The sequence below is a fragment of the Enterobacter cloacae complex sp. IR53041 genome (genome assembly GCF_049238285.1).
In the GTDB taxonomy this organism is placed as follows: Bacteria; Pseudomonadota; Gammaproteobacteria; order Enterobacterales; family Enterobacteriaceae; genus Enterobacter; species Enterobacter roggenkampii.
In genome coordinates, this window is record NZ_JBMKHB010000002.1 from 34963 (window position 1) to 61604 (window position 26642).

Annotated in this window: 26 protein-coding genes; 23 read left to right on the plus strand and 3 right to left on the minus strand. The window is 56.0% G+C overall.

Annotated elements, in window-relative coordinates; translation table 11 throughout:
- The first annotated feature begins 3 nt into the window (after positions 1-3).
- From flgD to flgL, 9 genes are all read left to right on the plus strand, one after another.
- Entirely contained in the window at positions 4-714 is a 711-nt protein-coding gene (flgD, locus tag ACOTXF_RS01630) for a flagellar hook assembly protein FlgD (protein ID WP_045417110.1), read from the plus strand.
- A gap of 26 nt (positions 715-740) precedes the next feature.
- Positions 741-1949: a flagellar hook protein FlgE gene (gene flgE, locus ACOTXF_RS01635; RefSeq protein ID WP_008500812.1), complete on the plus strand. Its 1209-nt coding sequence runs from the start codon at positions 741-743 to the stop codon at positions 1947-1949.
- Positions 1950-1969: 20 nt separating this feature from the next.
- Positions 1970-2725, plus strand: coding sequence for a flagellar basal body rod protein FlgF (locus ACOTXF_RS01640; RefSeq protein WP_008500811.1), 756 nt, complete (start codon positions 1970-1972; stop codon positions 2723-2725).
- 11 nt (positions 2726-2736) lie between these two features.
- Complete coding sequence (gene flgG, locus ACOTXF_RS01645) at positions 2737-3519, plus strand: flagellar basal-body rod protein FlgG (protein WP_008500810.1); 783 nt, start codon at positions 2737-2739, stop codon at positions 3517-3519.
- A gap of 57 nt (positions 3520-3576) precedes the next feature.
- Positions 3577-4275 carry a flagellar basal body L-ring protein FlgH gene (flgH, locus tag ACOTXF_RS01650; protein ID WP_008500809.1) on the plus strand — a complete coding sequence of 233 codons (699 nt, stop codon included), beginning with the start codon at positions 3577-3579 and terminating at the stop codon, positions 4273-4275.
- Between the two features lie 12 nt (positions 4276-4287).
- Complete coding sequence (locus ACOTXF_RS01655; protein WP_008500808.1) at positions 4288-5385, plus strand: flagellar basal body P-ring protein FlgI; 1098 nt, start codon at positions 4288-4290, stop codon at positions 5383-5385.
- Positions 5385-6338: a flagellar assembly peptidoglycan hydrolase FlgJ gene (gene flgJ / locus ACOTXF_RS01660; protein ID WP_021240767.1), complete on the plus strand. Its 954-nt coding sequence runs from the start codon at positions 5385-5387 to the stop codon at positions 6336-6338. Before ACOTXF_RS01655 ends, flgJ begins: the two co-directional genes overlap by 1 nt.
- 75 nt (positions 6339-6413) lie before the next feature.
- Positions 6414-8054 (plus strand): flagellar hook-associated protein FlgK, encoded by a 1641-nt coding sequence (gene flgK, locus ACOTXF_RS01665; RefSeq protein ID WP_234115089.1) that lies wholly within the window; start codon positions 6414-6416, stop codon positions 8052-8054.
- Positions 8055-8068: 14 nt separating this feature from the next.
- Complete coding sequence (flgL, locus tag ACOTXF_RS01670; RefSeq protein WP_234115090.1) at positions 8069-9022, plus strand: flagellar hook-associated protein FlgL; 954 nt, start codon at positions 8069-8071, stop codon at positions 9020-9022.
- Between the two features lie 74 nt (positions 9023-9096).
- On the opposite strand, the gene ACOTXF_RS01675 is transcribed toward flgL, so the two are convergent.
- Positions 9097-10311: an MFS transporter gene (locus tag ACOTXF_RS01675; protein ID WP_048961926.1), complete on the minus strand. Its 1215-nt coding sequence runs from the start codon at positions 10309-10311 to the stop codon at positions 9097-9099.
- Positions 10312-10456: 145 nt separating this feature from the next.
- On the opposite strand from ACOTXF_RS01675, the gene ACOTXF_RS01680 reads away from it, so the two are divergent.
- The gene (locus ACOTXF_RS01680) at positions 10457-11359 is read left to right on the plus strand and encodes a LysR family transcriptional regulator (RefSeq protein WP_072204902.1); all 903 of its coding nucleotides are present in this window, start codon (positions 10457-10459) and stop codon (positions 11357-11359) included.
- 46 nt (positions 11360-11405) lie between these two features.
- On the opposite strand, the gene rne is transcribed toward ACOTXF_RS01680, so the two are convergent.
- Positions 11406-14525, minus strand: coding sequence for a ribonuclease E (rne, locus tag ACOTXF_RS01685; RefSeq protein ID WP_045417104.1), 3120 nt, complete (start codon positions 14523-14525; stop codon positions 11406-11408).
- 572 nt (positions 14526-15097) lie between these two features.
- Between rne and rluC the strand changes: the two genes are divergently transcribed.
- A complete protein-coding gene (rluC, locus tag ACOTXF_RS01690; RefSeq protein WP_021240761.1) occupies positions 15098-16045 on the plus strand; it encodes a 23S rRNA pseudouridine(955/2504/2580) synthase RluC in 948 nt (315 codons plus the stop codon).
- Between the two features lie 76 nt (positions 16046-16121).
- Here the strand turns inward: rluC and ACOTXF_RS01695 are convergent, their stop codons facing one another.
- The gene (locus ACOTXF_RS01695; RefSeq protein ID WP_032674530.1) at positions 16122-16706 is read right to left on the minus strand and encodes a Maf family protein; all 585 of its coding nucleotides are present in this window, start codon (positions 16704-16706) and stop codon (positions 16122-16124) included.
- Positions 16707-16846: 140 nt separating this feature from the next.
- On the opposite strand from ACOTXF_RS01695, the gene yceD reads away from it, so the two are divergent.
- From yceD to holB, 12 genes are all read left to right on the plus strand, one after another.
- On the plus strand, positions 16847-17368 hold the full coding sequence (gene yceD, locus ACOTXF_RS01700) for a 23S rRNA accumulation protein YceD (RefSeq protein WP_021240759.1): 522 nt from the start codon (positions 16847-16849) through the stop codon (positions 17366-17368).
- 16 nt (positions 17369-17384) lie between these two features.
- Positions 17385-17558, plus strand: coding sequence for a 50S ribosomal protein L32 (gene rpmF, locus ACOTXF_RS01705; protein WP_003857964.1), 174 nt, complete (start codon positions 17385-17387; stop codon positions 17556-17558).
- Between the two features lie 80 nt (positions 17559-17638).
- Positions 17639-18673, plus strand: a complete 1035-nt coding sequence (gene plsX / locus ACOTXF_RS01710) for a phosphate acyltransferase PlsX (protein WP_021240758.1) — start codon at positions 17639-17641, stop codon at positions 18671-18673.
- Between the two features lie 6 nt (positions 18674-18679).
- Positions 18680-19633: a beta-ketoacyl-ACP synthase III gene (locus tag ACOTXF_RS01715; RefSeq protein WP_048962699.1), complete on the plus strand. Its 954-nt coding sequence runs from the start codon at positions 18680-18682 to the stop codon at positions 19631-19633.
- Positions 19634-19648: 15 nt separating this feature from the next.
- The gene (gene fabD, locus ACOTXF_RS01720; RefSeq protein ID WP_008500796.1) at positions 19649-20578 is read left to right on the plus strand and encodes an ACP S-malonyltransferase; all 930 of its coding nucleotides are present in this window, start codon (positions 19649-19651) and stop codon (positions 20576-20578) included.
- Between the two features lie 12 nt (positions 20579-20590).
- Positions 20591-21325 carry a 3-oxoacyl-ACP reductase FabG gene (gene fabG, locus ACOTXF_RS01725; RefSeq protein WP_008500795.1) on the plus strand — a complete coding sequence of 245 codons (735 nt, stop codon included), beginning with the start codon at positions 20591-20593 and terminating at the stop codon, positions 21323-21325.
- A gap of 154 nt (positions 21326-21479) precedes the next feature.
- The gene (gene acpP, locus ACOTXF_RS01730) at positions 21480-21716 is read left to right on the plus strand and encodes an acyl carrier protein (protein WP_003857954.1); all 237 of its coding nucleotides are present in this window, start codon (positions 21480-21482) and stop codon (positions 21714-21716) included.
- Between the two features lie 91 nt (positions 21717-21807).
- A complete protein-coding gene (gene fabF, locus ACOTXF_RS01735) occupies positions 21808-23049 on the plus strand; it encodes a beta-ketoacyl-ACP synthase II (protein ID WP_008500794.1) in 1242 nt (413 codons plus the stop codon).
- 121 nt (positions 23050-23170) lie between these two features.
- Positions 23171-23980, plus strand: coding sequence for an aminodeoxychorismate lyase (gene pabC, locus ACOTXF_RS01740; protein ID WP_045352899.1), 810 nt, complete (start codon positions 23171-23173; stop codon positions 23978-23980).
- A gap of 2 nt (positions 23981-23982) precedes the next feature.
- On the plus strand, positions 23983-25005 hold the full coding sequence (yceG, locus tag ACOTXF_RS01745; protein ID WP_045417098.1) for a cell division protein YceG: 1023 nt from the start codon (positions 23983-23985) through the stop codon (positions 25003-25005).
- Entirely contained in the window at positions 24995-25636 is a 642-nt protein-coding gene (tmk, locus tag ACOTXF_RS01750) for a dTMP kinase (protein WP_008500791.1), read from the plus strand. Before yceG ends, tmk begins: the two co-directional genes overlap by 11 nt.
- On the plus strand, positions 25633-26637 hold the full coding sequence (holB, locus tag ACOTXF_RS01755) for a DNA polymerase III subunit delta' (protein WP_008500790.1): 1005 nt from the start codon (positions 25633-25635) through the stop codon (positions 26635-26637). The genes tmk and holB overlap by 4 nt, the downstream gene beginning before the upstream one ends.
- Positions 26638-26642: the final 5 nt, after the last annotated feature.

Below are 26642 nucleotides of genomic sequence, written 5' to 3' on the forward strand. Positions count from 1 at the left end.
TGCATGTCCATCGCCGTAAATGTGAATGATCCGACGAACTCGGGTGTTAACAACACAAAGAGTACGACGGGTTCTAACTCCCTGACGGGAAGTAACGCCGCCGATCTTCAGGGCAGCTTTCTGACGCTGCTGGTGGCGCAGCTTAAGAACCAGGATCCCACTAACCCGATGCAGAACAACGAACTGACCACGCAGCTTGCGCAGATCAGCACCGTTAGCGGCATTGAGAAACTCAACACCACCCTTGGTTCCGTCTCTGGACAGATTAATAGCGCCCAGTCTCTGCAGGCGGCAAGCCTGATTGGCCACGGGGTGATGATCCCGGGAACCACGATTCTGGCAGGCACCAGCACCACCGAAGGCAATACCACAACGTCCACAACGCCGTTTGGCGTTGAGCTGCAGCAGGCGGCGGAGAAAGTTACCGCAACCATTACCGACAGCAACGGCACTGTCGTGCGCACCATTGATATCGGCGAGCTGAAGGCGGGCGTTCACACCTTTACGTGGGATGGCAGCCTGACCGACGGCACGAAAGCGCCAAACGGTGCTTACAAAGTCGCGATCAGCGCCAGCAACGGGACGACCCAGCTGGTGGCGCAGCCGCTGCAGTTCGCGCTGGTCCAGGGCGTGATTAAAGGAAGCGACGGCAACAAACTGGATTTGGGAACCTCTGGTTCCACCACACTCGACGAAGTTCGGCAGATTATCTAAGCCTTAACACTTATCAGGAGTAAGTCATGGCCTTTTCTCAAGCGGTCAGCGGCCTGAATGCTGCGGCCACCAACCTGGACGTCATTGGCAACAACATCGCCAACTCCGCGACCTATGGTTTTAAATCCGGTTCTGCTTCCTTTGCAGACATGTTTGCCGGTTCCAAAGTCGGCCTGGGCGTGAAAGTTGCGGGCATCACGCAGGACTTTAGCGACGGCACCACCACCAACACCGGTCGTGGTCTGGACGTTGCCATCAGCCAGAACGGTTTCTTCCGTATGGTCGACTCCAACGGCTCTGTGTTCTACAGCCGTAACGGCCAGTTCAAGCTGGATGAAAACCGTAATCTGGTGAACATGCAGGGGATGCAGTTAACGGGGTATCCGGTTGCCGGGACGCCATCAACGGTTCAGACCGGGGCGAACCCACAGGTCATTAATATCCCAACCACGCTGATGGCCGCGAAGTCCACCACCACGGCTTCCCAGCAGATTAACCTGAATTCCACCGATACCGCGCCGACCACCGCCTTTGATCCGGCTAACCCGGACACGTACAACAAAAAAGGTACGGTGACCGTCTTTGATAGCCAGGGTAATGCGCACAACATGAACCTGTTTTATGTCAAAGATGCGACCCCGGCTAACTCCTGGAAAGTGTATGCCCAGGACGGTAGCGTCGCAGGCAGCACGGCGGCACTGGCCACCACGCTGACCTTCGATAATAACGGTACGCTGACCGGTGGTGGAAATATCAACATCACTACCGCGACCATCCCAGGTGCGACGCCAGCGACCTTCGCCATGAGTTTTGCTAACTCCATGCAGCAGAACACCGGTGCGAACAATATCGTCGCGACCAGCCAGAATGGTTTTAAACCAGGAGACCTGGTGAGCTACCAAATCAATGACGACGGCACTGTGGTCGGTAACTATTCCAATGAGCAGACCCAGGTTCTGGGCCAGATCGTGCTGGCAAACTTCGCCAACAACGAAGGTCTGAAATCGGAAGGCGACAACGTCTGGTCTGCCACCCAGTCCTCCGGCGTGGCGCTGCTGGGTACTGCCGGAAGCGGTAACTTCGGCACGCTGACCAACGGTGCGCTGGAAGCCTCTAACGTCGATCTGAGTAAAGAGCTGGTGAACATGATCGTCGCGCAGCGTAACTATCAGTCGAACGCGCAGACCATCAAAACCCAGGATCAGATCCTCAACACGCTGGTTAACCTGCGTTAAGCGGCTAACAGGAAAGCGCAATGGATCACGCAATATATACCGCGATGGGCGCGGCAAGTCAGACGCTCAATCAGCAGGCCGTTACCGCCAGCAACCTGGCAAACGCCTCAACGCCGGGCTTTCGCGCGCAGCTTAATGCGCTGCGCGCGGTGCCGGTAGAAGGGCTTTCCCTGCCGACCCGTACGCTGGTGACGGCATCAACCCCTGGTGCCGATATGACGCCAGGGCAGATGGATTACACCTCACGCCCGCTGGACGTGGCTCTGCAGCAGGACGGCTGGCTGGCGGTGCAAACGGCGGACGGTAGCGAAGGCTATACCCGTAACGGGAACATCCAGGTGAGCGCGACGGGCCAGCTGACGATTCAGGGGCATCCGGTGATGGGGGAAGCGGGTCCGCTGACCGTACCGGAAGGTTCTGAGCTGACTATCGCTGCGGACGGCACCATTTCGGCGCTCAACCCGGGCGACCCGGCCAATACCGTTGCGCCCGTCGGTCGTCTGAAGCTGGTCAAGGCGGAAGGCAAAGAGGTGCAGCGTGGCGACGACGGCATGTTCCGTCTGACCCAGGCGGCGCAGGCGACGCGGGGTGCCACCTTACAGGCCGATCCGAGCATCCGCGTGATGTCTGGTGTTCTGGAAGGCAGTAACGTCAAGCCGGTCGAAGCCATGACCGACATGATCGCCAGCGCCCGTCGTTTTGAAATGCAGATGAAGATCATCAGCAGCGTCGATGAAAACGCGGGCAAGGCTAACCAACTTCTGGCTATGAGCTAACAGGATTCCTTATGATCAGTTCTTTATGGATCGCGAAAACTGGCCTGGACGCCCAGCAAACCAATATGGACGTGATTGCCAACAACCTGGCAAACGTGAGCACCAATGGTTTCAAGCGTCAACGCGCCGTTTTCGAAGATTTGCTTTATCAAACCATCCGCCAGCCGGGCGCGCAGTCTTCTGAACAGACGACGCTGCCATCGGGCCTGCAGATCGGTACCGGTGTTCGTCCGGTGGCGACCGAGCGTCTGCACAGCCAGGGCAACCTGTCTCAGACCAACAACAGCAAAGACGTGGCGATCAAAGGCCAGGGCTTCTTCCAGGTGCAGCTGCCTGACGGGACTTCTGCCTACACTCGCGACGGCTCGTTCCAGGTCGATCAGAACGGCCAGCTGGTGACGGCGGGCGGTTTCCAGGTTCAGCCTGCGATTACCATCCCGGCGAACGCCCTGAGCATTACCATCGGACGTGACGGTGTGGTCAGCGTAACCCAGCAGGGGCAGGCTGCGCCGGTTCAGGTTGGGCAGCTCAACCTGACCACCTTCATGAACGATACCGGTCTGGAAAGCATTGGTGAGAACCTCTACACCGAGACGCAATCCTCCGGTACGCCAAATGAGAGCACCCCGGGCCTGAACGGCGCGGGCCTGCTGTATCAGGGCTATGTTGAAACCTCCAACGTGAACGTGGCGGAAGAGCTGGTGAATATGATCCAGGTTCAGCGCGCGTATGAAATTAACAGTAAAGCAGTGTCGACGACCGACCAGATGCTGCAGAAACTGACGCAACTCTAAGGTGTAGCCCGGTGCGGTAAACGCCGCGCCGGCTCCCTGTTTTCGAAGATGAAGGCAATGCAAAAAAACGCGGCGTTTCGTTATCCGATTCTGACTGTTCTGGCCGTCACCCTCAGCGGGTGTGCCTGGATCCCGTCTAAACCTTTGGTCCAGGGTGCGACGACTGCCCAACCCGTTCCTGGCCCTGCGCCAGTAGTCAACGGCTCCATTTTCCAGACCGCGCAGCCGATTAATTACGGCTATCAGCCGCTGTTTGAAGATCGCCGCCCGCGTAACGTCGGCGATACATTGACCATTGTGCTGCAGGAAAACGTCAGCGCGAGCAAGAGCTCGTCGGCGAACGCCAGCCGCGATGGCAAAACGAATTTTGGCTTCGATACCGTCCCGCGCTACCTGCAGGGACTGTTCGGCAACGCGCGTGCTGATGTCGATGCCTCTGGCGGCAACACCTTTAACGGTAAAGGTGGCGCGAACGCCAGCAACACCTTCAGCGGCACGCTGACGGTCACGGTTGACCAGGTACTGGTTAACGGCAACTTACACGTGGTGGGTGAAAAACAGATCGCCATCAACCAGGGCACTGAATTCATTCGCTTCTCGGGCGTGGTTAACCCTCGCACCATCAGCGGCACCAACACCGTTCCGTCCACCCAGGTGGCGGATGCGCGCATTGAGTACGTCGGTAACGGCTACATTAATGAAGCGCAAAATATGGGTTGGCTGCAGCGCTTCTTCCTTAACTTATCGCCGATGTAAGCGAGGTGACCCATGTTTAAATCGATCTTCGCCGTGGCGCTCGCGCTGGTGGCTACCTTTGCCCAGGCTGACCGTATTCGCGATCTCACCAGCGTACAGGGCGTGCGTGAAAACTCGCTGATTGGCTATGGCCTGGTGGTGGGGCTGGACGGTACCGGTGACCAGACGACCCAGACCCCCTTTACCACCCAAAGTCTGAACAACATGCTTTCCCAGCTCGGCATTACCGTGCCGGCGGGAACTAACATGCAGCTGAAAAACGTGGCGGCAGTAATGGTCACCGCATCCTACCCGGCGTTTGCGCGTCAGGGACAGACCATTGACGTGGTAGTCTCCTCAATGGGTAACGCCAAAAGCCTGCGCGGCGGTACGCTGCTGATGACTCCGCTGAAAGGCGTCGACAGCCAGGTTTATGCGCTGGCGCAGGGGAACATTCTGGTCGGCGGTGCGGGTGCATCCGCAGGCGGAAGCAGCGTGCAGGTGAACCAGCTCAACGGCGGACGGATTACCAACGGGGCGATCATTGAGCGTGAACTGCCGACCCAGTTTGGCGCGGGCAACACCATCAACCTGCAGCTCAATAATGAAGACTTCACGATGGCGCAGCAGATTGCCGATACCATCAACCGCAGCCGCGGCTACGGTAATGCCACGGCACTCGATGCGCGCACCGTGCAGATCCGTACCTCCACCGGCAGCAGCAACCAGGTGCGCATGCTGGCCGATATCCAGAATATGGAAGTGAACGTTCCGGTCCAGGATGCGAAGGTGATCATCAACTCCCGAACTGGCTCGGTGGTGATGAACCGGGAAGTGTCGCTCGACAGCTGTGCCGTGGCGCAGGGGAACCTGTCGGTGACGGTAAACCGCTCCGCGAACGTGAGCCAGCCGGACACGCCGTTTGGCGGTGGTCAGACGGTGGTAACCCCGCAAACGCAGATTGATTTACGTCAGAGCGGTGGGTCTTTACAGAGCGTGCGATCAAGCGCCAACCTGAACAGCGTGGTGCGCGCCCTGAACGCCCTGGGCGCAACGCCGATGGATCTGATGTCCATTCTGCAATCCATGCAAAGCGCGGGCTGCCTGCGCGCCAAACTGGAAATCATCTAATGCTGACCGATAGCAAACTGTTGACCAGTGCAGCCTGGGACGCCCAGTCGCTCAACGAACTGAAAACCAAAGCAGGCAAAGACCCGGCGGCGAATATCCGCCCGGTCGCCCGCCAGGTGGAAGGAATGTTTGTACAGATGATGCTGAAGAGCATGCGCGAAACCCTGCCGAAAGACGGGATGTTCAGCAGTGATTCAACGCGTCTCTACACCAGCATGTATGACCAGCAGATTGCGCAGCAGATGACCGCCGGGAAAGGCCTCGGTCTGGCTGACATGATTGTCAAGCAGACCGAAGCCGCGCAGGGCATTCAGCCTCAGGATCAGCCGCAGCAGGTACCGATGAAGTTCGACCTGGAAACGGTGACCAGCTATCAGAACCAGGCTCTGACGCAAATGGTGCGTAAAGCCATGCCGAAAGCCACGGGCAGCGGCGATGAGCCGCTCTCCGGTGACAGCAAAGACTTCCTGGCGCAGCTTTCTCTGCCTGCGCGCCTTGCCAGCGAACAGAGCGGCGTGCCGCATCACCTGATTCTGGCGCAGGCCGCGCTGGAGTCGGGCTGGGGTCAGCGCCAGATCCGCAAGGAAAACGGCGAACCGAGCTTCAACATCTTCGGCGTGAAGGCCACCTCCAGCTGGAAGGGGCCAACTACGGAGATCACAACCACCGAATACGAGAACGGTGCGGCGGTGAAGGTCAAAGCCAAATTCCGCGTCTACAGCTCGTATCTGGAAGCCTTGTCCGATTATGTTGGCCTGCTGAGCCGAAATCCGCGCTATACCGCCGTGACGCAGGCGGCGACGGCGGAGCAGGGCGCTCAGGCGCTGCAAAACGCGGGCTACGCGACCGACCCGAACTACGCGCGCAAGCTCACCAGCATGATCCAGCAGCTGAAATCCATGGGCGAGAAGGTCAGCAAAGCCTATAGCACAGATATTGAAAATCTGTTCTGAAAGTTCTCAAGTCCCGGTGGAGGTTGCCGATAACCTTCATCAGGACTCGTGTCTGAACGTATAAAAGGAACCCCCATGTCCAGTTTGATTAACAGCGCCATGAGTGGCCTCAGTGCTGCGCAGTCGGCACTCAATACCGTCAGTAATAATATTTCAAGCTATAACGTGGCAGGTTATACCCGCCAGACCACGGTGCTGGGCGCATCTAACAGCACGCTGACCGGCGGTGGCTGGGTGGGTAACGGGGTGTATGTCTCCGGTGTCCAGCGTGAGTATGACGCCTTCATCACCAATCAGCTGCGTGCCGCGCAGACGCAGAGCAGCGGCCTGACGACGCGCTATCAGCAGATGTCAAAAATCGACGATGTGCTCTCCGATACCACCAACTCGCTCTCCACCACGCTGCAGGACTTCTTCAAGAGTCTGCAAACGCTGGTGAGCAACGCGGAAGATCCGGCGGCGCGTCAGACGGTGCTGGGTAAAGCGGGCGGTCTGGTCAATCAGTTTAAAACCAACGATCAGTATCTTCGCGACCAGGATACGCAGGTGAATACCGCGATTAGCACCAGCGTTTCTCAGATCAACAACTATGCCAAACAGATTGCCAATCTGAACGATCAGATTTCCCGTCTGACCGGCGTCGGTGCGGGCGCATCGCCTAACGATCTGCTTGACCAGCGCGATCAGCTCGTCACTGAGCTGAACAAAATCGTCGGCGTGGAAGTGTCTGTGCAGGATAGCGGCACGTATAACATCTCTTTCGGCAACGGTTACAGCCTGGTGCAGGGCAGCAAAGCTAACCAGCTGGCGGCCGTGAAGTCCAGCGCCGATCCGTCCCGTACCACCGTGGCCTATGTCGATGACGTGGCCGGGAACGTAGAGATCCCGGAAAAGATGATCACCACCGGTTCTTTGGGCGGTTTACTGACCTTCCGCACGGAAGATCTGGATAAAGCTCGTAACACCCTGAACCAGATGGCGCTGGCCTTTGCCGACTCGATGAACACGCAGCATGAAGCCGGCTTTGACGCTAACGGTGATGCGGGCGGTAAGCTGTTCAACTTTGGTTCTCCGGCGGTGCTGTCCAACAGCAAGAACGGCGGATCGGCGGTTGTTACGGCCTCTGTGACCGACAGCAAACAGGTCCAGGCGACAAACTATAAGCTGCAGTTCAACGGCACTGACTGGACGATCACCCGTACATCAGACAAAACCAGCTTTACGATGAGCCCGGATGCTAGCGGCAACCTGTCGTTTGATGGTCTTAACGTCAACGTGAGCGGCACGGCAAATACCAAAGACAGCTTTACCGTGAAGCCAGTTTCCGACGTCATCATGAACATGGATCTGGCGATCAGCGACGAGTCCAAACTGGCGATGGCGTCAGTGCAGAACGGCGGCGAAAGTGATAACCGTAATGGCCAGAAACTGCTTGATCTTCAAAACGCGAAAGTTGTGGGTGGGAATAAAACCTTTAACGATGCGTATGCCTCTCTCGTCAGTACAGTCGGTAGCTCAACGGCGTCACTGAAGGTGAGCAGCCAGACGAAAGCGAATGTGGAAACACAGTTAACCAAACAACAGCAGTCCATCTCAGGGGTAAACCTCGACGAAGAGTATGGCAATTTGCAGCGTTATCAGCAGTATTACCTTGCCAACGCGCAGGTGTTACAAACTGCTAGTACGCTCTTCGACGCAATTATCAATATTCGCTAAGGTTGAGGTGAACAATGCGTATTAGCACCCAAATGATGTACGACCAGAACATGCGGGGGATCACCGATTCCCAAAGCAAATGGCTAAATTACGGGGAACAAATGTCCACCGGTAAGCGCGTTAATCGTCCGTCGGACGATCCTATCGCGGCGTCGCAGGCGATTGTTCTATCACAGGCTCAGGCGCAGAATAGCCAATTCGATCTTGCGCGTACCTTTGCAACACAGAAAGTATCGCTTGAGGAGAGTGTCCTTTCACAGGTTACAACGGCCATTCAGAGCGCTCAGGAAAAAGTCGTTTATGCGAGGAATGGGACATTAAGTGACAGCGATCGGGCATCTCTGGCGACAGACCTGCAAGGCATACGCGATCAGCTTATGAACCTCGCCAACAGCACTGACGGTAATGGACGATATATCTTCGCAGGGTATAAGACGGAGAATGTCGCTTTTGACCAAACCAGCGGCAATTATATCGGTGGTACTACCCCAGTTAACCAACAGGTGGATTCTGCACGAAATATGCAAATCAGCCACACTGGCACAGAGGTTTTCGCCACGTTTACCAGCAATGCAACACCGGAGCCGGGTGGTGGAACACCTGAAAAGAATTTATTCAAGATACTGGATAATGCTATCACCTCGTTGAACACACCGGTCGGTGACGATCAAGCGAAGGTCGATCAGGAAAATGCAGCCATTGATGCTGCGAACCGGGGGTTGCGTAACTCGCTTGATAATGTATTAACTGTACGGGCCGATTTGGGTACCAAACTTAACGAACTGGATAAACTGAACACACTGAGTAACGACCGGTCACTCGCACAGACTTCGCAAATGAGTGACCTTGTGGACGTTGACTGGAATGCGGCAATTTCCTCTTACATCATGCAGCAGGCGGCCTTGCAGGCGTCTTATAAAGCGTTTAGCGATATGCAGGGCATGTCTCTGTTCCAGCTGAACAAATAACATCTTGACCTCTTAGAACATGTCTTGAAACTGGGCATGTTTTGCTGCCCAATCCGTCTGGATTGGGCATTTTTTTATGCGACTTCTGCCGTTACTGAGGCGACACGCGCGCTTTCTATCAGACGGATGACCAGCGCAATGACGCCACAGACGGTGGCCAGTGCGACCACACCCGTCCAGCCAGCCAGCGAGTAGATATTGCTGCCTAACGCGGACCCCAGCGCCATCCCGATAAAGACGACCGTAAAGAGCAGGGCGTTGAGACGACCACGCGCCTGCGGTTCAAGGCTGTACACCAGGTTCTGATGGGCGACCAGGCTGGACTGCAGGCCCAGGTCGAACCCGACGGCAGAGATGGCGATCAGCATCAGCTGTCCATGAACGCCCAGCGCGGGCATCAGGAACATCAGGGCGAAAGAGACGGTCACAAGAACGGCACCAAGCTGCGTGACTTTTCCTGCCCCCAGTTTGTCCGCTAGACCCCCCGCCAGTGGGGCAGCTAACGCACCCGCGGCACCGGCAATACCAAAACCACCTGCGACGGCACTACCCAGGTGATAGCGTTCCAGCAGCATGACCGCAAGCGTTGACCAGAAGGCGCTAAAGGCAATCGACAGGAAACCCTGAGCCAGCGCCGCGCGGCGCAGCGCCGGGTAGCGACGCCACAGGTGTTCCATCGAGCGCATCAGCGCGGGGTAGCTCAGCGTGGAGTGAATGGCAAAACGGGGAAGTAAAAACCACATCATTACCCCGATGAACGCAATGCTCGCCGCTGCCAGCTGGTACATGACGCGCCAGCCAAACGCTTCGCCCACTACGCCGCTTACGGTTCTTGATAATAAGATACCCATCAGCAGCCCGGTCATTACCGTGCCCACGGTTTTCCCCTGTTTACCTTCCGGCGCAAGGATGGCCGCGGCAGGGACGATATCCTGCGCCATGGTGGCGGCCATGCCGATAAGCAGGCTTGCCAGCAGCAGGGAATGGATATGCCCGGTCAGGCTACAGCCGAGAAGAAACAGCGCCAGCGCCGCGCTTTTGATCAAAATTAACGTCCTGCGGTCGTGGCGATCGCCCAGAGGAAGCAGGAACAGGATGCCAAGCGCGTAGCCTGCCTGCGTTAATGTTGGCACCAGGCCCATACCTTCAATACTCAAATGCAGGTCGGCACCCATCAGCGGCAGCAGGGGCTGCGCGTAATAGATTGATGCCACGCTGAAGCCAGCCCCCAGAGCCAGCATAAAGATCACCCAGCGGCTTACAGCATGGGGAGTCGTTGTTGTGTTCATAAGTTGTTCCTCATTCATCGTGTGAGGCTATTTTTTATCAGCACGCCTTGCGACGGTAGCGGGCCCGGTGGTAAAACGCTTATACGTTGAACGTATAAGTGAAAATGCGATGAAAAGATCTGAGCGTATAGACAGGGTTGAGCTAATGCGGACGTTTGTCCGCATTGTTGAGGCAGGTTCGCTCTCTGCGGCGGCGCGGCAGCTAGCAACAACCCAGGCCACGGTAAGCCGACGGCTGCAGTCGCTTGAAACCATGCTGGGCGTGCGCCTGTTGTTGCGTACCACCCACACGACGCGGCTAACGGATGACGGCGAGCGCTGCTATCAGCACGCCCGTCGGGTGATTGACAGCTGGCTGGCGCTGGAGGATGAGGTGGGGCAGACGGAAGATGAGCCCGTAGGCGTGCTGCGGGTGCGGGCACCGCACGCGTTTGGTCAGGATCAGCTTCTGAAACCCGTAACCGAATTTTTGCAACGCTATCCGCAGCTTTCGATTGAGTGGATGCTCAACGATCGGTCGGCGGATTTCCTCGGCGACAACCTTGACTGTGCTATTCGGGTGGGCGTGGAGGTCGATCCGGCAACCGTATCCGTACTGCTGGCGGAGGTGCCGCGCTCGGTGGTGGCTTCTCCGGCTCTGCTGGCCCGCTTCCCGGCGGTGAATACGCCGGAGGATTTGCAGCAGTTTCCCTGGATAGCCATCAGCTCTTTCTACCAGCGCCACGTGGAGCTTTTTCACGATGCCACGTCCGCCACCGCGCGGATTGCTATTACGCCACGGCTCAGCACCGACAGCCTGTATGTCGCACGCAATACGGCACTTACCGGCCTTGGCGTGGCCGTGGTATCCAGCTGGACGGTACAGGACGATATTCGGGAAGGGCGGCTGGTGCATTTGCTGCCCGAGTGGCAGCCCGCGGCGCTACCGGTACATCTGGTCTATCCCTGGTCCCGTTATTATCCAGCACGCTTGCGGCGATTTCTGGAGTTGATGCGGCAGGTCATGCCGGAGGTGACCGGGATGAGAAAGCCTGTTCAGCAGCCATAAAAAAGCCGACCCAAGGGTCGGCTTTTTACTTCAGTGTCGTTTGTCGTTATTCGACAGACTGTGGACGCGTTGCCGGTGCAGTCGCCTGATGCGTTGCACTGTGACCACCGGCTGCGCCTTTACCTTCGAAGCTGAAGGCCGGGCGAACCCAGTCGCTGTGACGCGGCGCTTCAGGCACGTAATCCGGCGCCGGGGCGCGGGTCATTGGTGCTGTCGCTACGTGGGCAGCGGCTGGCGCAGAAACAACCGGCTCAGGCTTCACTTCTGGCGCTTTCGGCTCTTCAACAACCGGTTCAACCTGAATCTCAACGTCCTGAACGACCTCTTCAGCGGTGGTTTCGACGAGGGTTTCAGCGGCTTCTTCTACCGCGGCTACAGGTTCAGCCTCTTCAGCGATTTCCTCAGCCACCACGACATCTTCTTCAGCAATAAGCTGCGGTGCGGCATCAACCGGCGCGGCAATCACTTCCGGATGCGTGGTTTCGACGTCCGCGGCCTGAGGTGCTTCAGTTTCAACAACCTGAGGTTCAACCACGGTTGCCGTTTCAGTCACGACCTCTTCTACCGCTGCTACAGGTGCAATGACCTCTTCCGTTACCGGCTGTTCTTCAACAACCTGCTCCGGGCGAGCAACAGGGTAGCGGATCCAGACTTTGCCGGAAGCCATTTCTGGTGAAGCACAGGCAACGGTCAGCGGCATTGGAGACTGAGTCGGGTACCGCTCGTCACGATAGCGACGACGGCGCTGACCGCTGACGCGCAGATGACGTGGGGAACGACGTGAACGGCGCGGCATACCGGCGTTATCACGGTTTTCACCGTTTTCATCCTGCTCAATGTTGTTATCAACGACCGCTGGCAGGTCAACTTTTGCCAGCTGCGTACCGGTTGCGCTCTCGCGAGTTTCAACCGCAACGTTTGCTGTCTCTTCGGTTGCTTCAGAGGCGAAGCGGACTTTCTGAGCAAGCTGGCGCTGCTTACGGCGCGGCATGACCTGAGTACGTTCTTCCTGCTCGCCGTCCTGCTGCTCAACATGCTCTTCGCGGTTCAGGTTTTTGACTTCCTGCTGTGCCTGACGCTTCTCGTCGTTACGGCGACGGTTGCGTTCACGGCGCGGCTGCTGGTCGTCACGCTGTTTGCTCTTCTCAGACTCATCGCCCGCCTGCTGGCGAATTTCACGATCTTCAACATTCTGCTGCTGTTTCTCGCGACGGTTGCGACGGTTGTCTTCGCGTTGCTCACGGCCTTCGTTATTGTCAGAGCGGTTGTCACGGTTGTCACGACGTTCGTTGCGCTCATTACGATCGCTACGGTCATTACGGTCGCGGCGGTTGTTCTGACGCTTACGGCGGTCCTGCTGACGTTCAGGCTTGGCCGCTTTTGGCTCTTCTTTCGGCTGCTCTGGCTGAACTTCCTCACCGGCAAACATCTTCTTCAGCGCGCCGAAGAAGCGGCTCAGCAGACCCGGCTGCGCTGGCTGTGCTTTCGCTGCCGTCGCTTCTGGTTTCTGCGCCGCAGGTTTGGCCGCTGGTTTTTCCAGGGCGGCTTCCGGTGGGGCTTCTGGCATGATGAAGGTCGCTAACGCAGGCTGCTCTGGCAGCTTACGCTCTGCTGGCTCGTCATCAGATGGCAGGGCCATCTCTTCTTCGTGCAGCTTCGGCAGCAGGTAGCTGAGCGTTGACGTCTCTTCGCCTTTACGGACACGCAGTACGTGGTAGTGCGGGGTTTCCATCTGATCGTTTGGCACGATGATGCAGCGAACACCACCCTGACGTGCTTCAATGGCACTGACCGCAGCACGTTTTTCGTTCAACAGGTAGGACGCAATTGGCACAGGCACAATCGCGTGAACCTCTTTGGTATTCTCTTTCAGCGCTTCTTCTTCAATCAGACGCAGGATAGAGAGGGACAGCGATTCGTTATCACGCACGGTGCCGGTGCCGGAGCAGCGTGGGCAGACGTGATGGCTGGACTCTCCCAGCGATGGGCTCAGACGCTGACGGGACATCTCCAGCAGGCCAAAGCGTGAGATATGGCTAATCTGAATACGCGCACGATCCTGACGCACCGCTTCGCGCAGACGGTTTTCTACCGCACGCTGGTGACGAACAGGGGTCATGTCGATGAAGTCGATAACAATCAGACCACCCAGGTCGCGCAGGCGGAGCTGGCGGGCGATTTCATCAGCGGCTTCAAGGTTGGTGTTGAAGGCTGTCTCTTCGATGTCGCCGCCGCGGGTTGCACGCGCGGAGTTGATGTCGATAGCGGTCAGCGCTTCAGTGGTATCGATAACGATAGAACCGCCGGATGGCAGACGCACTTCACGCTGGAAGGCGGACTCAATCTGGGATTCGATCTGATAGTGGCTGAACAGCGGGATTTCACCGGTGTAGAGCTTAATTTTGCTGGTGAAATCCGGACGGCCCAGTGCGGCGATGTGCTGGCGCGCCAGCTCAAGCACTTTCGGGTTATCGATCAGAATCTCACCGATGTCCTGACGCAGGTAGTCACGGAAGGCACGCACGATCACGTTGCTTTCCTGGTGGATCAGGAACGGAGCAGGGCGGCTTTCCGCTGCTTTCTGGATGGCTTCCCAGTGTTTCAAACGGAAGCTGAGGTCCCACTGCAGCGCTTCGGCGGATTTCCCGACGCCTGCGGTACGCACGATAAGCCCCATGCCGTCAGGCAGTTCAAGGCTTGCCAGCGCTTCTTTCAGCTCGGTACGGTCATCACCTTCGATACGGCGAGAGATACCACCCGCACGCGGGTTGTTTGGCATCAGCACCAGATAGCTCCCCGCCAGGCTGATAAAGGTTGTCAGTGCGGCACCTTTGTTGCCACGCTCTTCTTTATCAATCTGAACGATAACTTCCTGACCTTCACGCAGAACATCTTTGATGTTTGGGCGGCCATGGGCGTTGTAGTTTGCAGGGAAATATTCGCGGGCGATTTCTTTCAGAGGGAGGAAACCATGACGCTCAGCACCGTAATCGACAAATGCAGCTTCAAGGCTTGGTTCAATGCGGGTGATTTTGCCTTTGTAAATGTTCGCTTTTTTCTGTTCGTGTCCAGGACTTTCGATATCCAGATCGTACAGACGCTGCCCATCCACAAGGGCGACACGCAACTCTTCTTGCTGAGTTGCGTTGATTAACATTCTTTTCATCGTAACTTACTCGTTATTCTTACATTGACGACAAAGCTGCGGGCAAGGTGACGCTTTCCGGGGTATGAACCGATGGCCTCGTGTCTGTTCACGTCGCCAACCTCACGGTTGTCGCTCGCTTAAGAGGCGCAGAGTGTCGGTTGCCTGTGTTTCATACGGAAACACAGCGCAATTATCAGGGGAATTGCCTGGGTAGAACTCTCCAGAGAACAATCCTTATACCGGGAAGTACTGCAACCCGCAGCCCGCTAACTGCCTGAAAGATCAATACGTCTTACGCCATTGCTGCGTGGATGATCGGTCAGACAAAATTGGTCATTCCGTCGACATCCTTACAAAACCCGGATTTAACGCGGAAAACGACCTCATTATTCCACTGCTCGCCGGGTTATAGCAAGATGACTTTTACCAATTATCACCCGGTTACTCACAGTTTCTTCACCTCAAGGTGGTGATTGGTTTAATAACCACCAAATCGATTGCGTGAAACGGGGCGCAGGCCGGATAAAAGTAAATATAAGCATAGAAAAATGAGTGGCGCTAATGGCTGACGATATTTAGAATCGCCAACCATGAAAACAGAGACTCCAGCCGTAAAAATGGTTGCCATCGCCGAAGATGAAGCGGGGCAACGTATCGATAACTTCTTGCGCACCCAGTTGAAAGGGGTGCCAAAGAGCATGATTTACCGCATCCTGCGTAAGGGCGAAGTGCGGGTGAACAAAAAACGCGTGAAGCCCGAGTACAAACTCGAGGCGGGCGATGAAGTGCGTATTCCGCCGGTGCGCGTGGCAGAGCGTGAAGAAGAGACCGTTTCACCGAAGCTACAGAAAGTGGCGGCCCTGAGCGATGTCATCCTTTACGAAGATGACCACATTCTGGTGCTGAATAAACCGTCAGGAACGGCAGTCCATGGCGGTAGCGGCCTGAGCTTCGGTGTGATTGAAGGGCTCCGCGCCCTGCGCCCGGAAGCGCGTTTCCTTGAACTGGTGCACCGTCTTGACCGTGACACCTCTGGCGTGCTGCTGGTAGCGAAAAAACGTTCTGCGCTGCGTTCCCTGCATGAACAGCTGCGTGAAAAAGGGATGCAGAAAGACTATCTGGCGCTGGTTCGCGGCCAGTGGCAGTCCCATGTAAAAGTGGTGCAGGCGCCGCTGCTGAAGAACATTCTGCAAAGCGGCGAGCGTATTGTCCGCGTCAGCCAGGAAGGGAAACCGTCTGAGACGCGGTTTAAGGTTGAAGAGCGCTATGAGTTTGCCACGCTGGTGCGCTGCAGCCCTGTTACCGGCCGTACCCACCAGATCCGCGTACATACGCAGTTTGCAGGGCACCCCATCGCGTTTGATGACCGCTATGGCGACCGCGAGTTTGATAAGCAGTTGGCGGGGACGGGACTGTCGCGTCTGTTCCTGCATGCGGCAGCGCTGAAGTTTACCCACCCAAATACCGGTGAAGTCATCCGTATTGAAGCGCCGCTGGATGAGCAGTTGAAACGCTGCCTGAAGGTTCTGCGCGGCTGATTTTGCCCGTCGGCGCTGCGCTTGCACGGGCCTACGGTTTTGTAGGCCGGGTAAGCGCAGCGCCACCCGGCGAAGGTCACATCGTCAGCGGATTACACTCTTCTCGCCGTAACATCTGACACAAGGCAATCAGCGGTAACCCCACCAGGGTGTTCGGATCCCGACCGTCTAGCTTGTCGAACAGCGCAATCCCCAGCCCCTCACTTTTAAAGCTCCCCGCGCAGTCCAGCGGGCGCTCACGACGCACATAATCCATAATCTCTTGCTCGCTGAGATGGCGGAAGTGTACGTCGAACGGCTCACACTCTGTTTGCAGATGGCCAGACGCGGCGTTATAGAGAGCTAGGCCCGTATAGAAGGTCACGATAGTACCGCGCGCGCGCAGAAGCTGCTGGCAGGCATTTTCCTCTGTATGCGGCTTGCCGGTGATTTCGCCGTCCAGCACGCAAACCTGATCGGAGCCTATAATCAAATGCGAAGGATAGCGTGCGGCCAGCGACTGCGCCTTCTCCTTAGCAAGACGCGTCACCAGATGGCGCGGTGACTCGCCCGGCTGTGGCGTCTCATCCACGTCTGGTGCAGCGCATTCAAACGGGATCCCGAGCTTTTCCAGCAGCATTCGGCGGTAGGGTGACGTGGAAGCAAGGACGAGATTTGGCATATTTTTATCACCAGATATAGCGTATCGATGCCAGCCATTTTAAACTACAGGCCGCAATGTGTGCGAATAATTGGCAAAAGGCAGCTCTGGTTGCCTTTTTCTTTGACTCTATGACGTTACAAAGTTAATATGCGCGCCCTATGCAAAAGGTAAAATTACCCCTGACTCTTGATCCGGTACGTACGGCTCAAAAACGCCTCGATTACGAAGGTATCTATACTTCCGATCAGGCTGAGCGTATTGCCGAATCCGTAGTCAGTGTGGACAGTGATGTAGAATGCTCCATGTCGTTCGCTATCGACAACCAGCGCCTCGCCGTTTTAACCGGTGATGCAAAGGTGACGGTAACGCTCGAGTGTCAGCGTTGCGGGAAACCGTTTGTACAGCATGTTCACACAACGTATTGTTTCAGTCCGGTTCGTTCTGACGAACAGGCTGAAGCACTCCCGGAAGCGTATGAGCCGATTGAGGTTAACGAATTCGGTGAAATCGATCTTCTGGCTCTGGTTGAAGATGAAATCATCCTCTCCTTGCCAGTCGTTCCGGTGCATGATTCTGAACACTGTGAAGTGTCCGAGGCGGACATGGTCTTTGGGGAATTGCCTGATGAAGCGCAAAAACCAAACCCATTTGCCGTATTAGCCAGCTTAAAGCGTAAGTAATTGAGGAGTAAGGTCCATGGCCGTACAACAGAATAAACCAACCCGTTCCAAACGTGGCATGCGTCGTTCCCATGACGCGCTGACTGCAGTTACCAGCCTGTCTGTAGACAAGACTTCTGGTGAGAAACACCTGCGTCACCACATCACCGCTGACGGTTTCTACCGCGGCCGCAAGGTTATCACTAAGTAATCACGCGTCAGCGTGATTAGGCTTAGTGAGGAGCTCCCCGTGCAAACGGGGAACTTACCGAACCAGGCTGCGACGATACCTTGACACGTCTAACCCTGGCGTTAGATGTCATGGGGGGAGATTTTGGCCCTTCCGTGACAGTGCCTGCAGCATTGCAGGCACTGAATTCTAATTCGCAACTCACTCTTCTTTTAGTCGGCAATCCCGACGCAATCACGCCATTACTTGCAAAAGCTGACTTTGAACAACGTTCACGTCTGCAGATTATTCCTGCGCAGTCAGTTATTGCCAGTGATGCCCGACCCTCGCAGGCGATTCGCAATAGCCGCGGCAGCTCGATGCGGATAGCGCTGGAGCTGGTGAAAGAAGGACGAGCCCAGGCTTGCGTCAGCGCGGGTAATACCGGCGCGCTGATGGGACTGGCGAAATTGTTGCTCAAACCGATTGACGGTATTGAGCGCCCGGCGCTGGTGACGGTGTTGCCGCATCAGCAGAAGGGCAAGACGGTGGTGCTCGATTTGGGCGCGAATGTCGATTGTGATAGTACAATGCTGGCTCAGTTTGCCGTAATGGGATCGGTGCTGGCAGAAGAAGTGGTCGGGATCAATACTCCCCGTGTTGCGTTACTGAACATTGGTGAAGAAGAGACCAAAGGCCTGGACAGCATTCGCGAAGCAGCTGAATTGCTCAAACAGGTTCCCTCCATCAACTATATTGGTTATCTCGAAGCCAATGAGTTGTTGACGGGTAAAACGGATGTTCTGGTCTGCGATGGCTTCACCGGAAACGTAACGTTGAAGACCATGGAAGGGGTCGTGCGGATGTTTCTTTCTCTGCTGAAATCACAGGGAGAGGGCAAAAAAAGCGCCTGGTGGCTGATTTTATTGAAGCGTTGGTTACAAAAGAGCCTGACGCGGCGATTCAGTCACCTCAACCCCGACCAGTATAATGGCGCCTGTCTGTTAGGATTGCGCGGCATCGTGATTAAGAGTCATGGCGCCGCCAATCAGCGAGCATTTTCTGTCGCCATTGAACAGGCAGTGCAGGCGGTGCAGCGACAAGTCCCTCAGCGGATTGCCGCTCGCCTGGAATCTGTATTAGCTAAAAGTGACTGAGCGTACATGTATACGAAGATTTTAGGTACCGGCAGCTACCTGCCAAAACAAGTGCGTGCCAACGCCGATCTGGAAAAAATGGTAGATACGTCTGACGAGTGGATTGTCACGCGCACAGGTATCCGTGAACGTCGTATCGCCGCGCCAGACGAAACCGTGTCCACCATGGGTTACGAAGCCGCACAGCGTGCTATCGAGATGGCGGGCATTGATAAAGAACAGATCGGTTTGATCGTGGTGGCCACGACGTCTGCTACACATGCTTTCCCAAGCGCGGCATGCCAGGTGCAGAATATGCTCGGCATTAAAGGTTGCCCGGCGTTTGACGTTGCCGCTGCGTGCGCAGGTTTTACCTATGCGCTGAGCGTTGCCGATCAGTACGTGAAGTCCGGAGCCGTTAAATATGCGCTGGTGATCGGTGCTGACGTGCTGGCGCGTACCTGCGATCCAACCGATCGCGGAACGATCATTATTTTTGGTGATGGTGCGGGCGCGGTGCTGCTGGGGCAGTCCGAAGAGCCGGGTATCATCTCTACGCATCTGCATGCTGATGGCAGCTACGGTGAGCTTTTGACCCTGCCTAACGCCGATCGCGTTAATCCGGACAACTCGATTTACCTGACCATGGCAGGGAACGAGGTGTTCAAGGTGGCGGTGACTGAGCTTGCGCACATTGTTGATGAAACGCTGGAAGCGAATAACCTTGAGCGCTCCGCGCTCGACTGGCTGGTGCCGCATCAGGCGAACCTGCGTATCATCAGCGCGACCGCGAAAAAGCTGGGCATGTCGATGGATAACGTTGTGGTGACGCTGGATCGTCACGGCAACACCTCTGCGGCGTCAGTACCGTGCGCATTTGATGAAGCGGTACGCGACGGGCGAATCAAACGGGGCCAGCTGGTCTTGCTTGAAGCCTTCGGTGGCGGGTTCACCTGGGGTTCCGCGCTGGTTCGTTTCTAGGATAAGGAATAAAAAATGACGCAATTTGCTTTTGTGTTCCCGGGGCAGGGCTCTCAAACCGTTGGGATGTTGTCTGAAATGGCAGCACACTATCCGGTCATTGAAGAGACTTTCCGTGAAGCTTCTGATGCACTGGGTTATGATTTATGGGCGCTGACTCAGCAGGGCCCGGCCGAAGAACTGAACAAAACCTGGCAGACACAGCCAGCGCTGCTGACAGCGTCCGTTGCACTGTGGCGTGTCTGGCAGCAGCAGGGCGGTAAAGCGCCAGCGCTGCTCGCGGGCCATAGTCTGGGTGAATACTCAGCGCTGGTCTGTGCCGGTGTGATCGCGTTTGCTGACGCCGTACGTCTGGTGGAACTGCGCGGTAAATTCATGCAGGAAGCGGTGCCAGAAGGCACAGGTGGCATGTCTGCTATCATCGGTCTGGATGATGCTGCGATTGCAAAAGCGTGTGAAGAATCTGCTGAAGGGCAGGTGGTTTCACCGGTTAACTTCAACTCGCCGGGCCAGGTGGTTATCGCTGGTCATAAAGAAGCGGTTGAGCGTGCCGGTGCTGCCTGTAAAGCTGCTGGCGCGAAACGCGCGCTGCCGCTGCCGGTCAGCGTGCCGTCCCACTGTGCGTTAATGAAGCCAGCCGCCGAGAAACTGGCGGTTGAGCTGGAAAAAATTACGTTTAACGCACCGACGATTGCCGTTGTGAACAACGTCGATGTGAAATGCGAAACCGCGCCGGAAGCTATCCGCGACGCACTGGTTCGCCAGCTCTACAGCCCGGTACAGTGGACCAAAACCGTTGAGTTTATGGCCGCTCAGGGCGTTGAGCATCTGTATGAAGTCGGCCCAGGGAAAGTCCTCACCGGTCTGACGAAACGTATTGTTGACACCCTGACAGCCTCGGCGATTAACGAGCCGGAAGCGATGTCAGCGGCACTCTCGCAATAAAAGAGGAATACCATGAGTTTTGAAGGAAAAATCGCCCTGGTGACTGGCGCAAGCCGCGGTATCGGGCGTGCAATTGCTGAAACACTGGTTGCGCGCGGCGCGAAGGTGATTGGTACAGCAACCAGCGAGAATGGCGCGCAGGCCATCAGCGAGTATCTGGGTGCGAACGGTAAAGGTCTGGTACTGAATGTGACCGAACCAGCATCTATCGAATCTGTTCTGGAAAATATTCGCGCAGAGTTTGGTGAAGTGGATATTCTGGTCAATAATGCCGGGATCACTCGCGACAACCTTCTGATGCGAATGAAAGATGACGAGTGGAACGATATTATCGAAACCAACCTGTCATCTGTATTCCGTCTGTCAAAAGCGGTAATGCGCGCTATGATGAAAAAGCGTCATGGTCGTATTATCACTGTTGGTTCTGTGGTTGGTACCATGGGAAATGCTGGTCAGGCTAACTACGCTGCGGCGAAAGCAGGTCTGATCGGTTTCAGTAAATCGCTGGCGCGTGAAGTCGCGTCCCGCGGGATTACTGTAAACGTTGTTGCTCCGGGCTTTATTGAAACGGACATGACGCGTGCGCTGACCGATGAGCAGCGTGCGGGTACACTGGCGGCAGTTCCGGCGGGTCGTCTTGGCGACCCTAAAGAAATCGCCAGTGCGGTTGCATTTTTAGCCTCTGACGAAGCGGGTTACATCACTGGTGAGACCCTCCACGTCAACGGCGGGATGTACATGGTTTAATCACGATCGAAAATATTTGCGTTATTAGGGCAAATGGCCTCAAAATAACGTAAAATCGTGGTAAGACCTGCCGGGATTTAGTTGCAAATTTTTCAACATTTTATACACTACGAAAACCATCGCGAAAGCGAGTTTTGATAGGAAATTTAAGAGTATGAGCACTATCGAAGAACGCGTTAAGAAAATTATCGGCGAACAGCTGGGCGTTAAGCAGGAAGAAGTTGTGAACTCCGCTTCCTTCGTTGAAGACCTGGGCGCAGATTCTCTTGACACCGTTGAGCTGGTAATGGCTCTGGAAGAAGAGTTTGATACTGAGATTCCGGACGAAGAAGCTGAGAAAATCACCACCGTTCAGGCTGCCATTGATTACATCAACGGCCACCAGGCGTAAGTGAACATCTCCAGGCGGTCATTCGACCGCCTGAGTTTTATCTTTTTTAGTCCCACGAATCTCTTTTTTTATCCCTCCCTGGAGGACAAACGTGTCTAAGCGTCGTGTAGTTGTGACCGGACTTGGCATGTTGTCTCCTGTCGGCAATACCGTAGAGTCCACCTGGAAAGCTCTCCTTGCCGGTCAGAGCGGCATCAGCCTAATCGACCATTTCGATACTAGCGCCTATGCAACGAAATTTGCTGGCTTAGTAAAGGATTTTAACTGTGAAGAGATCATCTCGCGCAAAGAACAGCGCAAGATGGATGCCTTCATTCAATATGGAATTGTCGCTGGCGTTCAGGCCATGCAGGATTCTGGCCTTGAGATTACGGAAGAGAACGCAACCCGTATCGGCGCTGCTATCGGCTCCGGGATTGGCGGTCTTGGCCTGATCGAGGAAAACCATACATCGCTGATGAATGGCGGACCGCGTAAGATCAGCCCGTTCTTCGTTCCGTCCACGATTGTTAACATGGTGGCAGGTCACCTGACCATTATGTTCGGCCTGCGTGGGCCAAGCATTTCTATCGCTACCGCGTGTACGTCTGGCGTGCATAACATCGGCCAGGCCGCGCGTATCATTGCGTACGGCGATGCAGATGCTATGGTTGCGGGCGGTGCTGAAAAAGCCAGTACCCCATTGGGTGTCGGTGGCTTTGGTGCAGCGCGTGCGCTTTCTACCCGTAACGATAATCCTCAGGCGGCGAGCCGTCCGTGGGATAAAGACCGCGATGGTTTCGTGTTGGGTGACGGCGCAGGTATGCTCGTGCTGGAAGAGTACGAACATGCGAAAAAACGCGGTGCGAAAATTTATGCTGAAGTCGTTGGCTTTGGTATGAGCAGCGATGCTTATCACATGACCTCTCCTCCGGAGAACGGTGCGGGTGCTGCGCTGGCGATGGAAAACGCGATCCGTGATGCGGGTATTACCCCAGCGCAGATTGGCTACGTTAACGCTCACGGTACCTCTACGCCAGCAGGCGACAAAGCTGAAGCGCAGGCTGTGAAGTCTATCTTCGGCGAGTCTGCCAGCCGCGTACTGGTTAGCTCCACGAAATCTATGACCGGTCACCTGCTGGGTGCTGCGGGTGCAGTAGAGTCCATCTACTCTATCCTTGCGCTGCGCGATCAGGCTGTTCCGCCAACCATCAACCTGGATAACCCGGATGAAGGTTGCGATCTGGACTTCGTTCCTCATGAAGCGCGCCAGGTTAGCGGTATGGAGTACACCCTGTGTAACTCCTTCGGCTTTGGCGGCACGAATGGTTCTCTGATCTTCAAAAAGGTCTGAGCCTGACGGCCCGAAAGCTATAAAAAAAGGTCCGCTTGCCGGGCCTTTTTTATTAAGCCTAATCTTCTTGTCGGTTGCATGGCATCCTGCCAGACTAAACGCCCACGCATAAGGAGCCACCATGTTTTTAATTAATGGCCTTGAGCAAGACACGCTGCCGGCAAGCGACAGGGCGACGCAGTTTGGCGATGGCTGCTTTACGACTGCGCGTATTCTGGAAGGCGACGTGTGCTTGCTTGATGCACACCTCCGCCGTTTACAAGACGCCTGCCAGACGTTACTGATCCCTTTTACGCAGTGGGAAATTCTTGAACATGAGATGCGTCAGCTGGCGTCAGGTAAAACCAGCGGTGTCTTAAAAGTTATCATTAGCCGAGGCAGCGGTGGGCGGGGGTACAGCGGTGCCGCCTGTCAGCATCCAACACGTATTCTCTCTGTTTCAGCTTATCCTGCTCACTATGCGCGCTGGCGTGAAGAGGGCGTGACGTTGACACTGAGCCCTGTGCGGCTGGGGAGAAACCCGATGCTTGCCGGACTAAAACATCTTAACCGCCTTGAACAGGTGCTTATTCGTACTCATCTTGAACAGACGGACGCCGATGAGGCGCTAGTCCTTGACAGCGAAGGGTTCATTACGGAATGCTGTGCGGCTAATTTACTCTGGCGGAAGGGCCGTGAGGTCTTCACCCCTTCGCTGGCGCAGGCTGGCGTTAACGGCATCATGCGCCAGTTTTGTTTGCAACAGCTGGCACATGCAGGCTTTCGCGTTGTCGAAGTAAACGCGAAGGAAGAGGCGCTGCTGTCCGCCGATGAAGTTGTGATCTGCAATGCGTTGATGCCTGTTATCGCCGTCCGTGCGTATGACCAACAGCGCTGGTCTTCGCGCGAGCTGTTCCAGTTTTTAGCCCCGATATGTGAGCAAACCAGATAGTCATGAAGAAAATGTTGCGTTTTGTCCTTCTCCTTATTATTGCGCTGGGCATTGCTGGCGGAGCGGGAGTATGGAAAGTCCGCCAGCTGGCGAACAGTAAAATCTTGATTAAAGACGAGACGATTTTTACCCTGAAAGCCGGTACCGGGCGGATGGCGCTGGGCGAGCAGCTTTACGGGGATAAAATCATCAACCGTCCACGCGTGTTCCAGTGGTTATTGCGTATCGAGCCTGAACTGTCTCACTTCAAGGCCGGTACCTACCGCTTTACGCCCGGCATGACCGTCAGAGAGATGCTGCAACTGCTGGAAAGCGGTAAAGAAGCCCAGTTCCCGCTGCGTTTTGTCGAAGGGATGCGCCTGAGCGATTACCTTAAACAGCTGCGCGATGCGCCTTATATCAAACATACCCTGAAAGATGACAGCTATCAGACGGTGGCCGACGTGCTCAAGTTTGAGCATCCTGAATGGGTGGAAGGCTGGTTCTGGCCGGATACCTGGATGTACACCGCAGGCACGACCGATGCGGCGATTCTGAAGCGGGCGCACAAAAAAATGGTCGCCGCCGTGGATGCCGCCTGGGAAGGGCGAATGGATGGCTTACCCTATAAAGATAAAAACGAGTTTGTCACCATGGCCTCGATTATCGAGAAAGAGACCGCCGTTGCTGCTGAACGCGATCGGGTGGCGTCAGTATTTATCAATCGTCTGCGCATTGGTATGCGCCTGCAAACCGACCCTACCGTCATCTACGGCATGGGAGCGAACTATACGGGCAAGATTTCCAGAAAAGATCTGGAAACGCCAACGGCGTATAATACCTACGTGATTAGCGGTTTACCGCCTGGCCCGATTGCCACGCCGAGCGAGGCTTCTCTCAAAGCCGCCGCGCACCCGGCGAAAACACCGTATCTCTATTTTGTGGCTGATGGAAAAGGGGGGCATACCTTTAACACCAACCTTGCCAGCCACAATCGCTCTGTTCAGGACTATCTGAAGGCACTTAAGGAAAAAAATGCGCAGTAAATACATTGTCATTGAGGGACTCGAAGGGGCGGGTAAAACCACTGCCCGCAACGTAGTGGTGGATACGCTGAAATCGCTTGGCGTCGCCGACATGGTCTTCACCCGCGAGCCGGGCGGTACACAACTTGCGGAGAAACTGCGCAGCCTGGTGCTGGATATTAAATCCGTTGGCGACGAAGTTATCACTGACAAAGCCGAAGTGTTGATGTTCTACGCGGCGCGCGTACAACTGGTTGAGACGGTGATCAAACCCGCGTTGGCCGAGGGTAAATGGGTGATCGGCGATCGCCACGATCTGTCGACTCAGGCCTACCAGGGCGGGGGACGCGGTATTGACCAGACGATGCTGGCAACGCTGCGCGATGCCGTACTGGGTGATTTTCGCCCCGACCTGACCCTCTATCTGGATGTTACGCCGGAAGTGGGCCTCAAGCGCGCCCGCGCGCGCGGCGAGCTGGACCGCATTGAACAAGAGTCCTTTGATTTCTTTAACCGCACCCGTGCGCGCTATCTTGAGCTGGCGGCACAGGATAGCGCTATTCGTACCATCGATGCGACGCAGTCGCTGGATGACGTCACGCACAACATCCAGCAGACCGTTACGCAGTGGGTACAGGAGCAGCAGGCATGAAATGGTATCCATGGTTGCGTCCGCACTTTGAGCAGCTGATCGGCAGCTATCAGGCGGGGCGGGGGCATCATGCGTTACTGATTCAGGCATTGCCAGGGATGGGGGATGAGGCGTTAATTTATGCCCTCACCCGTTTTCTGATGTGCCAGCAGCCGGAAGGGCACAAAAGCTGTGGTAAGTGCCGCGGCTGCCAGCTGATGCAGGCGGGCACACATCCTGACTACTACACCCTTGAGCCTGAGAAGGGCAAGAGCGCGCTGGGTATTGATGCCGTGCGTGAAGTCAGTGAAAAATTGTACGAACATGCGCGCCTGGGTGGCGCTAAGGTCGTCTTGCTCAAAGACGCCACCCTGCTGACCGAGGCGGCGGCTAACGCCCTGCTTAAGACTCTTGAAGAGCCGCCGGAAAAAACGTGGTTTTTCCTCTCGTGCCGCGATCCGGGACGATTGCTGGCGACGTTGCGCAGCCGCTGCCGTCTTCATCACCTTGCGGTGCCTCAGGAATCATGGGCGCTGAGCTGGCTGGAGCGAGAGGTGACAACGTCACCTGAAAGTGCGCTGTCAGCCTTGCGCCTGAGCAGCGGCGCGCCCGCGGCGGCGCTGGCCTTGCTGCAACCTGACGTCTGGTCACAGCGAGAAGCGCTCTGCCGGGCCGTTGAAGCGGCGCTGAATAACAACGACTGGCTAAGCTTACTCCCGACACTTAACAGCGATAGTGCCGTTGAGCGTCTGCACTGGCTGGCCGCGTTGCTGCTGGATGCCCTTAAAATTCAGCAAGGGGCAACGCTGCTGACTAACCCTGACGCGTGGCCACTGGTGAGTACGCTGGCGAACCGCCTCTCCGGCGCGATTCTTCACGCGATGCTTCATGAAGTTTGCCAGAGCCGCGAACAGCTTTTAACCGTGACGGGTCTTAATCGCGAGCTTTTACTGACCGACCAGTTACTGCGTATTGAACATTACCTGCAACCCGGCGTCACACCGCCAGTTTCCCATCTCTGAGAGAG

Bases quoted from the DNA above. Each gene is read 5' to 3' on its own strand.
- ACOTXF_RS01680 (WP_072204902.1), top strand. From the start codon at position 10,457: ATGCGGACGTTTGTCCGCATTGTTGAGGCAGGTTCGCTCTCTGCGGCG.
- pabC (WP_045352899.1), top strand. From the start codon at position 23,171: ATGTTTTTAATTAATGGCCTTGAGCAAGACACGCTGCCGGCAAGCGAC.
- rne (WP_045417104.1), bottom strand. From the start codon at position 14,525: ATGAAAAGAATGTTAATCAACGCAACTCAGCAAGAAGAGTTGCGTGTC.
- acpP (WP_003857954.1), top strand. From the start codon at position 21,480: ATGAGCACTATCGAAGAACGCGTTAAGAAAATTATCGGCGAACAGCTG.
- yceG (WP_045417098.1), top strand. From the start codon at position 23,983: ATGAAGAAAATGTTGCGTTTTGTCCTTCTCCTTATTATTGCGCTGGGC.
- flgJ (WP_021240767.1), top strand. From the start codon at position 5,385: ATGCTGACCGATAGCAAACTGTTGACCAGTGCAGCCTGGGACGCCCAG.
- flgG (WP_008500810.1), top strand. From the start codon at position 2,737: ATGATCAGTTCTTTATGGATCGCGAAAACTGGCCTGGACGCCCAGCAA.
- yceD (WP_021240759.1), top strand. From the start codon at position 16,847: ATGCAAAAGGTAAAATTACCCCTGACTCTTGATCCGGTACGTACGGCT.
- fabG (WP_008500795.1), top strand. From the start codon at position 20,591: ATGAGTTTTGAAGGAAAAATCGCCCTGGTGACTGGCGCAAGCCGCGGT.
- flgL (WP_234115090.1), top strand. From the start codon at position 8,069: ATGCGTATTAGCACCCAAATGATGTACGACCAGAACATGCGGGGGATC.
- ACOTXF_RS01715 (WP_048962699.1), top strand. From the start codon at position 18,680: ATGTATACGAAGATTTTAGGTACCGGCAGCTACCTGCCAAAACAAGTG.
- ACOTXF_RS01675 (WP_048961926.1), bottom strand. From the start codon at position 10,311: ATGAACACAACAACGACTCCCCATGCTGTAAGCCGCTGGGTGATCTTT.
- tmk (WP_008500791.1), top strand. From the start codon at position 24,995: ATGCGCAGTAAATACATTGTCATTGAGGGACTCGAAGGGGCGGGTAAA.
- flgE (WP_008500812.1), top strand. From the start codon at position 741: ATGGCCTTTTCTCAAGCGGTCAGCGGCCTGAATGCTGCGGCCACCAAC.
- ACOTXF_RS01655 (WP_008500808.1), top strand. From the start codon at position 4,288: ATGTTTAAATCGATCTTCGCCGTGGCGCTCGCGCTGGTGGCTACCTTT.
- rluC (WP_021240761.1), top strand. From the start codon at position 15,098: ATGAAAACAGAGACTCCAGCCGTAAAAATGGTTGCCATCGCCGAAGAT.
- holB (WP_008500790.1), top strand. From the start codon at position 25,633: ATGAAATGGTATCCATGGTTGCGTCCGCACTTTGAGCAGCTGATCGGC.
- ACOTXF_RS01695 (WP_032674530.1), bottom strand. From the start codon at position 16,706: ATGCCAAATCTCGTCCTTGCTTCCACGTCACCCTACCGCCGAATGCTG.
- flgD (WP_045417110.1), top strand. From the start codon at position 4: ATGTCCATCGCCGTAAATGTGAATGATCCGACGAACTCGGGTGTTAAC.
- rpmF (WP_003857964.1), top strand. From the start codon at position 17,385: ATGGCCGTACAACAGAATAAACCAACCCGTTCCAAACGTGGCATGCGT.
- flgK (WP_234115089.1), top strand. From the start codon at position 6,414: ATGTCCAGTTTGATTAACAGCGCCATGAGTGGCCTCAGTGCTGCGCAG.
- ACOTXF_RS01640 (WP_008500811.1), top strand. From the start codon at position 1,970: ATGGATCACGCAATATATACCGCGATGGGCGCGGCAAGTCAGACGCTC.
- flgH (WP_008500809.1), top strand. From the start codon at position 3,577: ATGCAAAAAAACGCGGCGTTTCGTTATCCGATTCTGACTGTTCTGGCC.
- fabD (WP_008500796.1), top strand. From the start codon at position 19,649: ATGACGCAATTTGCTTTTGTGTTCCCGGGGCAGGGCTCTCAAACCGTT.